The organism is Mesorhizobium sp. P5_C1 (genome assembly GCF_054049815.1).
In genome coordinates this window covers 1-7,005 of record NZ_JBFULQ010000290.1, presented here as the reverse complement: position 1 = coordinate 7,005, position 7,005 = coordinate 1, and the positions used below count along the sequence as shown (strand labels likewise).

The 7,005-nt window shown below is 62.7% G+C and carries 10 protein-coding genes; 3 read left to right on the top strand and 7 right to left on the bottom strand.

The window, feature by feature from the left end; all coding sequences use genetic code 11:
• Positions 1-158: 158 nt before the first annotated feature.
• The 3 genes from gpt to ACXJ7R_RS20735 all read right to left on the bottom strand — a co-directional run bounded on the left by gpt (position 159) and on the right by ACXJ7R_RS20735 (position 2,550).
• Positions 159-659 carry a xanthine phosphoribosyltransferase gene (gene gpt, locus ACXJ7R_RS20745; protein ID WP_006200882.1) on the bottom strand — a complete coding sequence of 167 codons (501 nt, stop codon included), beginning with the start codon at positions 657-659 and terminating at the stop codon, positions 159-161.
• Between the two features lie 216 nt (positions 660-875).
• Positions 876-1,709, bottom strand: coding sequence for a universal stress protein (locus tag ACXJ7R_RS20740; RefSeq protein ID WP_457153476.1), 834 nt, complete (start codon positions 1,707-1,709; stop codon positions 876-878).
• 97 nt (positions 1,710-1,806) lie between these two features.
• The gene (locus tag ACXJ7R_RS20735) at positions 1,807-2,550 is read right to left on the bottom strand and encodes a competence/damage-inducible protein A (RefSeq protein ID WP_457153475.1); all 744 of its coding nucleotides are present in this window, start codon (positions 2,548-2,550) and stop codon (positions 1,807-1,809) included.
• Between the two features lie 184 nt (positions 2,551-2,734).
• Here ACXJ7R_RS20735 and ACXJ7R_RS20730 point away from each other — a divergent pair, with 184 nt between their 5' ends.
• Both ACXJ7R_RS20730 and ACXJ7R_RS20725 read left to right on the top strand, forming a co-directional pair.
• On the top strand, positions 2,735-3,748 hold the full coding sequence (locus ACXJ7R_RS20730) for an alpha/beta fold hydrolase (protein ID WP_457153474.1): 1,014 nt from the start codon (positions 2,735-2,737) through the stop codon (positions 3,746-3,748).
• Between the two features lie 53 nt (positions 3,749-3,801).
• Positions 3,802-4,086 (top strand): hypothetical protein, encoded by a 285-nt coding sequence (locus tag ACXJ7R_RS20725; RefSeq protein WP_457153473.1) that lies wholly within the window; start codon positions 3,802-3,804, stop codon positions 4,084-4,086.
• Positions 4,087-4,245: 159 nt separating this feature from the next.
• Here ACXJ7R_RS20725 and ACXJ7R_RS20720 read toward each other — a convergent pair whose 3' ends face one another.
• The 4 genes from ACXJ7R_RS20720 to ACXJ7R_RS20705 form a co-directional block, all read right to left on the bottom strand.
• Positions 4,246-4,485, bottom strand: a complete 240-nt coding sequence (locus tag ACXJ7R_RS20720) for a DUF2188 domain-containing protein (RefSeq protein ID WP_127399068.1) — start codon at positions 4,483-4,485, stop codon at positions 4,246-4,248.
• Positions 4,486-4,514: 29 nt separating this feature from the next.
• Positions 4,515-4,793, bottom strand: a complete 279-nt coding sequence (locus ACXJ7R_RS20715) for a DUF982 domain-containing protein (RefSeq protein WP_457153472.1) — start codon at positions 4,791-4,793, stop codon at positions 4,515-4,517.
• Positions 4,794-4,946: 153 nt separating this feature from the next.
• The gene (locus ACXJ7R_RS20710) at positions 4,947-5,264 is read right to left on the bottom strand and encodes an SH3 domain-containing protein (RefSeq protein ID WP_457153471.1); all 318 of its coding nucleotides are present in this window, start codon (positions 5,262-5,264) and stop codon (positions 4,947-4,949) included.
• A gap of 131 nt (positions 5,265-5,395) precedes the next feature.
• Positions 5,396-6,499, bottom strand: a complete 1,104-nt coding sequence (locus ACXJ7R_RS20705; protein WP_457153470.1) for an NADH:flavin oxidoreductase/NADH oxidase — start codon at positions 6,497-6,499, stop codon at positions 5,396-5,398.
• Between the two features lie 155 nt (positions 6,500-6,654).
• On the opposite strand from ACXJ7R_RS20705, the gene ACXJ7R_RS20700 reads away from it, so the two are divergent.
• On the top strand, positions 6,655-7,005 hold a 351-nt coding region (locus ACXJ7R_RS20700; RefSeq protein ID WP_457153469.1), incomplete at its 3' end, for an NUDIX domain-containing protein.

The window sequence follows — 7,005 nt, the reverse complement described above, 5'->3', positions numbered from 1 at the left end:
GGCCAATGGTCAGCAATAAAAGTAAAAACTTTGGATGCACTGGCCAATTTCCGCCAACAAAGGTCGAATTCACAGGAAATCGTACCCTGTGGGCCCATTCCGAAAGCAAATGGTACCCGGGAGTGGCTACAAATTTAGTAAAAACGCGCTGTCGCGAATCAGCCGGCGTGATCGTCGGCGATCGGCTTCTGATAGGTGAAGCCCATGTCCCACGGGAAATAGATCCAGGTGTCCTGGCTGACTTCGGTCACGAACGTATCGACCAGCGGCCTGCCTTTTGGCTTGGCGTAGACAGTGGCGAAATGCGCCTTCGGCATCATCGCGCGCACAATGCCCGCCGTCTTGCCGGTATCGGTCAGGTCGTCGATGATCAGCACGCCGGCGCCGTCATCGGCCAGCAGGGCGGGGGTGATCTCCTTGAGAACCTGCAGTTGCCCCTGGCTGGTGTAATCGTGATAGGAGGCGACGCAGACCGTCTCGATAACGCGGATGCCGAGTTCGCGCGAGATGATGGCAGCCGGAACCAGTCCGCCGCGCGTGATGCAGACGATCGCTTTCCATTGCCCCTTGTTGGCACCCGCAAGCCGCCACGCAAGCGCGCGGGCGTCACGATGGAACTGGTCCCAGGAGACTGGAAAGGCTTTTTCGGGAAGGGACATGTCGCGCACTCCGCAGCACGCGGGGATCGCGCGCAAAGAAAACAGGGGAMTGCGCGCGGAATTAACTGGAAAGCCTTGGCCTTGGCAAGGGCAGGGGCCGGCGATCGCTGTGGACTAAAAGCGCGTCGCGTTGAACGGATTCAAGCGACGCGCTTTAAGTTTTTGTTTTCTGCGTGTCGTTCTCCCAAAACCAGGGTCCGTTTTGGGCGACACGCACTAGCGCGACAGGAAGGCCGCCACCGGCGCCGTGCGCAGAACGGTGCGCGTCACGCCGCCGAACAGAAGCTGGCGCAGCCAGGAGTGGCTGTAGGCGCCGAGCACCAGCAGATCGGCGCCGGTCTCCGCGATTCTGGTCTGGATGATGTCGTCGATGGAATTGCCGCCCGACCTTTGCACCGAGACGCTGACGGTGGCGCCATGGCGCGACAGCGCGGACGCGATTTCGGCGCCGGCGGCTTCCGGGCTCTCGTCGAGCGAGTCTGGTGGGTCGATGACCAATATGTCGGTTTTCTCGGCTTCGATGATGAACGGCAGCGCGTCGAAGGCGGCGCGGGCGGCTTCCTTGCTGCCGTTCCAGGCGAGCAGCACATGCTTGAAGGTGGTGACTAGCGGGCCGGCGTGCGGCACCACCAGCACCGGGCGCCCGGCATCATAGACCAGCGTATCGACATCCGCGCTCGGGTCGCCGCCCGTCTCGCGCTGCGCGGCGATGATCAGATCGGCGGCGCGCACGCTGGAAATGCCGGTCAGCGCGCTGTCGCCCGAAAAGCTCTCCAGGCTTCGCCACTCGAAGGAAAGTCCGGAGTTCTCGATATGCCGGAGAAAAATGGCCTGTAGCTTCTCGGCCCGCTCGCGGTTCATGTCGGCCGAAACCTGCAGGAACTCGGTGTCCGGAAAGCCGGTGGCCGAGGTGTAGGGCACCGGAAGCGTTTCGGCGTGGATACCGGTCAGATGGCTCTGGAACCGGTTGGCGAGCGGAACGGCGCAGTCCAGCACGCGCTCGGCGTCCTGTTCGTTTTGCAAAATGGCGACGATGGTCTTGAATCGCATGGTAATCCCCTCAGTTTACAAGCGATAGAATTGCGGCCGATCGAACTCGCATGAAGGAAACGTCGCAGCGTCGTGCTTGGTTCCGGTCTGGACCAGATCAGCCCGGATTGCTGGCGAACCCGGCCACCATTGCCTCGACATCGGCACGCGCTGCGTCAAGCGCTTCCTGGCTGCGGGCGCGCACGACCAGTTCGGTCCAGAATTTGCCATCGCCATATTTCGGATAGGAGCCGATGATCGTGTCCGGATGCGCTTTCTGGATGTCGCCCAGCGGTCCGCCGATGAGGCCTTCGCCGAAGGGACAGTGCACGCTTGCCGATAGCATCCGGGTGCCGGCCTTCAGCGTCGGCACGACATTGTCGAGCATCGCCTGGAAGATCGACGGGACGCCGGCCATGACATGGACGTTGCCGATGCGGAAGCCGGGCGCAACGGACACCGGGTTGTCGATGAGATCGGCGCCGCGCGGCATCCGCGCCATGCGTTTGCGGGCCTCGGTGTATTCGATGCCGCGCGCGGCATAGCTTGCCTCGAGCATGGCATAGGCCTTGGCATCGTATTCGCAAGGCACGCCGAAGGCCTTGGAAATCGAATCGGCCGTGATGTCGTCATGCGTCGGGCCAATGCCGCCGGTGGTGAACACATAGGTGTAGCGTGCGCGCACGGCATTCACCGCCGCGACGATCTCGTCTTCCTCGTCCGGAACGATACGCACTTCCTTCAGGTCGATGCCGATCGCCGTCATGATATCGGCGAGATGGCCGATGTTCTTGTCCTTGGTGCGGCCGGACAGTATCTCGTCACCGATGACGAGCATGGCGGCGGTTACGATTTCGGGCATGGAAGGCTCCGGCAAGACGAGTCGCCTCAGATAGCGCGGCGCGGCAGCAGCCGCAATGCCGGCTGGGCGGCGAACAATCTGTGCCGGTATGCGAGATATCCATCGAACCAGGCCCGGTTTCGATGCAAGGTTGCAGCGGCACCGGATGCGGCTAAGCTCAAGCCGGTTCTGGTGCGGGTGAACAATGCTCCTGTCGATTCTGTCATGGCTGCTGGCCGGACTTTTGTTGCTGGCGGTCCTGGGGATCACAAGCCTGGTGCTGGCGACGCTGTGGATCGCGGCCAAGGCCGAAAGGCTGGTGCCGCCGGTCGGAAAATTCATCGAGGTCGACGGCAACCGCATCCACTATGTCGACCAGGGCGAGGGGCTGCCGATCGTCTTCCTGCACGGGCTTGGCGCCCAGCTCCACCATTTCCGGCACACCCTGTTCGGCCGGCTAGGTGCGGGCTACCGGTTGATCGCGCTCGATCGACCGGGAGCGGGCTATTCGGTGCGTGCGAGCGGCGCAACGGGGCGGCTGCCCGAACAGGCCGAGATCGTGCGACGCTTCATTGAAGCTCTCGGGCTTGAAAAGCCGCTGGTGGTCGGTCATTCCCTGGGAGGTGCCATCGCGCTGACCCTGGCGGTGGAACATCCCGAGGCGATTTCCGGCATCGCTCTTCTGGCGCCATTGACCCATATGGAAGCCGGCGGGCGCGAAAAGTTCGGCTCACTCTATATTCCGTCACGCCTGTGGCGCTGGATCATGAGCTATACGGTGGCGATACCGACAAGCCTCAGATATGCGCGGCCGACAATGGAATTCATCTTCGCGCCGCAGGTCCTGCCCGGCGATTACATGGTCGGAGGCGGCGGCTGGCTCGGGCTCAGGCCGGCCCATTTCTACGCCATGTCCTCCGATGTCGTGGCGATTGAGCGCGACCTTGGCCGCATCGAGAAGCGCTATGGCGAGATCGCCATGCCGGCCGGCATTCTGTTCGGCGATGCCGATCGCGTCACCACCTTCCACACCCAGGGCGCGCCGATGAGGTCAAGGATCGAGGGGCTCGATTTCGAATTGGTCGAGGGCATGGGGCACATGCCGCAATTCGTCGCGCCGGAGCGGATCGTCGCCTTCATCGAGCGCGTCGCCAATCGAGCCTTCGCCGGTCGGGCATCACCGCCGGCTCACGACAATTTCACTGAACCATCAGGCTGATTGCCGGTTTTACCCGTGTCGCACCCAAGGCGGCAAAGACACGGAGTAGTTCAATGGTCACGAAACTTCTTGCAGCATCCGTTCTGACGATTGGTCTTGCCACATCGGCGATGGCACAGTCGTCGGACAGCACCTACCTCAACAATCACGACTGGTGGCCGTTCGGCAATGGAAACCATACAAGCGTCGATACCACCACCACCGGAAGCATCAACGGCGACCGCTCAGGATTGAACACCCTGGGCAATACCGGCCCGATCGGCCCTTGTGCCTCCGACACCGCCGGTCCCGATGCGAATGCCCAAGGGAACGTGAACGATCAGTATTGCGGCAAATAGTCGGAGCACGAGCCCGAAAACCGAGTCATCGGTTTTCGGAAAAGATCTCGCTCAAAAGACAAAACCCGCAGGGCAGCCGCCGGCTGCGGGACGTCTTCTCTCCGGACGTCCGCGGTCGGCGCCGTGCCTGCCCGATTACTGAGACCAGGATACAAGAATTTAATCGGAGACTTCTGTCTGCGGGCGGTCCCGGCCGTCGGCCAGTTCGTCGTGCCATTTGCCTTCGGCGTCCTCGTACTGGATGCCGTCCGTAGCCCCGGCGACCTGTTGCTCGGCCGAAGCGATTTCGGCGGCGCGCAGTGCGTCCTGATGCGTGGGAAACGTCTCCGAGAAGGTCGCACCGACCTTATAGGCCCAGCCGCCGTCATGCTCGACGATCTTGTAAGTCAGCTTCGCCATCAAAACCTCCAGTTGAAAGGTCCGCCTGCTCAATGCAGCCGGCCGTCGGGCAGTCTGTCGTCGGGCACCAGCACTTCCGATTCCTTGGCGGCTTCAATCAGTGCCCGGCGCGCATCTGCTGTCGAACGATAACCTTCCAGCACTTTGAGGCAAGTGTCGAGGGCATCACGATGGCGCGGACCGCGATTGAGCGGCCAAACGGTCATCAGGCACTCCGCCGCTTCCTGGGCACTGYGGATATGGCGATATTTGCCGACGTGGCCAAGTTCGACGACGACCGGCACTTCAAAAGGTTTGTTGTCCATCATGGCCGCAACGCAAAGCAGCCAATTTGGTTGCAACCATGTCCTTGAGCCTGCGCCCAAAAGTCGCGTCGCGTTTGCGACACGCTCTAGGTCCTTGTTTGACGCATGTCGTCATCCCAAAACCGGATCCAATTTTGGGTGACATGCACGGGCGTCTCAGTAGCCGCAATCGTTGCGCAACCAGCGTGCATTTGCCCAGCCGGTCCTGCCTCCGATCTCGACCTGATACCAGTTGCCGCGGCGGTCGAAGATCTCGGTGTGATCGCCATTGAACAACTGGCCGATCATCCGCGACGACGAGTTCGGCCGTGTCCGCACGGCAAGAAAGCCGCTGCCGGTCGCCAGATTGTAGCGGCCGGACAGGCCGTGCACCGTGCCCTCGCAATATTGCGCGCTGGCCGGTGTCGACGCGCCGATCCAAAGTCCGGCCACAGCTATCAGTGCTGCAACAGGCAAGAATGCCCTGAACGACATGATTTCCTCCCAAGCCCGGCCGCGCCCGCCGCAGCCTCACCCAAGGTAACAGTTCGCGGACAGAATTGAAGCCAAGCTGTGGCAAACTGTCCAGAACTGCGGGCCGCGCCGGGATCAGGAGAACCGATCGATCAGCCCGCCGCCTTCATCCAGTGCTGCATCGTCGTCACCGAGCGGGCAAGCTGCGGCGCCGGGTGGATTGTCTCGCTGAACGTGGCCGCCGCACGCCATCCCCAGCGCGGATCGGCCAGGAAGGCGCGGGCCAGCGCCACGATATCGGCGCGGCCCTCGGCAACGATCGCTTCGGCCTGCTTCGGGTCGTCGATCAGGCCAACCGCGCGGGTCGCAATGCCGGCGCCCTTGCGCACGGCTTCCGCCAGATGCACCTGGTAGCCCGGTCCGGTGGGCAGTTTCTGCAACGGCGAGTTGCCGCCGCTCGAGCAGCAGAGATAGGCGACGCCGGCATCCTTGAGGGCTTTTGCCACTTCGATCGCATCCTCGATGTCGAAGCCGCCATCGACCCAATCCTTTACCGAGAGCCGTGCGCCGAGCATCAGATTTGGCGTTGCCTTCCGCACTGCCTTGGCGATCTCGACGGCAAGACGCATGCGGTTTTCCAGCGAGCCGCCCCAGCGGTCCGTGCGCTGGTTGGACAGTGGCGACAGGAACTGGAAGATCAGATAGCCGTGTGCTGCGTGCAGTTCGAGGAAATCGAAGCCGGCGCGTTCGGCACGTCTTGCCGCCTCGGCGAAGCGTTCGATGAGCTGCAGGATTTCTTCTTCCTCCAGCGCTCGCGGCACGTTCCAGCCGGTGTCGTAGGCGATGGCCGAGGCCGACACCGTCTGCCAGGGATCCTCGTTTGGCTGCAGCGGCCCGCCCCCCTCCCACGGCTTGCGGTTGGAGGCCTTGCGGCCGGCATGGGCAAGCTGCGTGCCGAACTTCGTGCCGGGAGCGGCGACGCGTCTGGCCGCATCCAGCGTGCGGCGGGCGGCCGCCTCATTGTCTTCGGAATAAAGGCCGAGGCAGCCATGCGTGATACGCCCGCGCCGTTCGACATCGGTCATCTCGACCGTGACCATGCCGGCGCCGGACATGGCAAGGTTCATCCAGTGGTAGAGATGCCAGTCGCTGGCCGAGCCGTCTTCGGCGGAATATTGGCACATCGGCGCGACGGCGATGCGATTGGGGAAGGTGAGGCCGTCAAGGGTGATTGGCTGAAAAAGCGATGCGGTCATGAGAAAGGGCTCCGGGAGGGGTAAACCGCTATCTAGGTAGTGGATCGAAGGCGCGCCAGACACGAGAAGGTGACACGCCCTTTTTGGACCGATTGCCTGCATTGCGCAAATGCCGGTTCGCGGCTACGCCTCGACCGGGTAGCATGGAGAGCACGATGGAAGATCGCATTCGCATCCGTTCGGAGGAAATCCTCTCGGACGACTGGGCTGTCCTGAAGAAGACCGTCCTTGACTACCGCCGTCGTGACGGACAGTGGGAAACGCAGATCCGCCAGACCTATGATCGCGGCGACGGCGCGGTGATCCTGCCTTACGATCCCTCGCGCTCGACCGTGCTTCTGGTGCGCCAGTTCCGCTATCCCGCCTACGTCACCGGCCACCGCGAGCCGCTGATCGAGGCCTGTGYCGGCCTGTTGGACGAAAACGATCCGGAAACCTGCATCCGCAAGGAGGCCGAGGAAGAGCTGGGTTACCGGCTGCAGAACGTGGAACGGCTGTTTTCACCC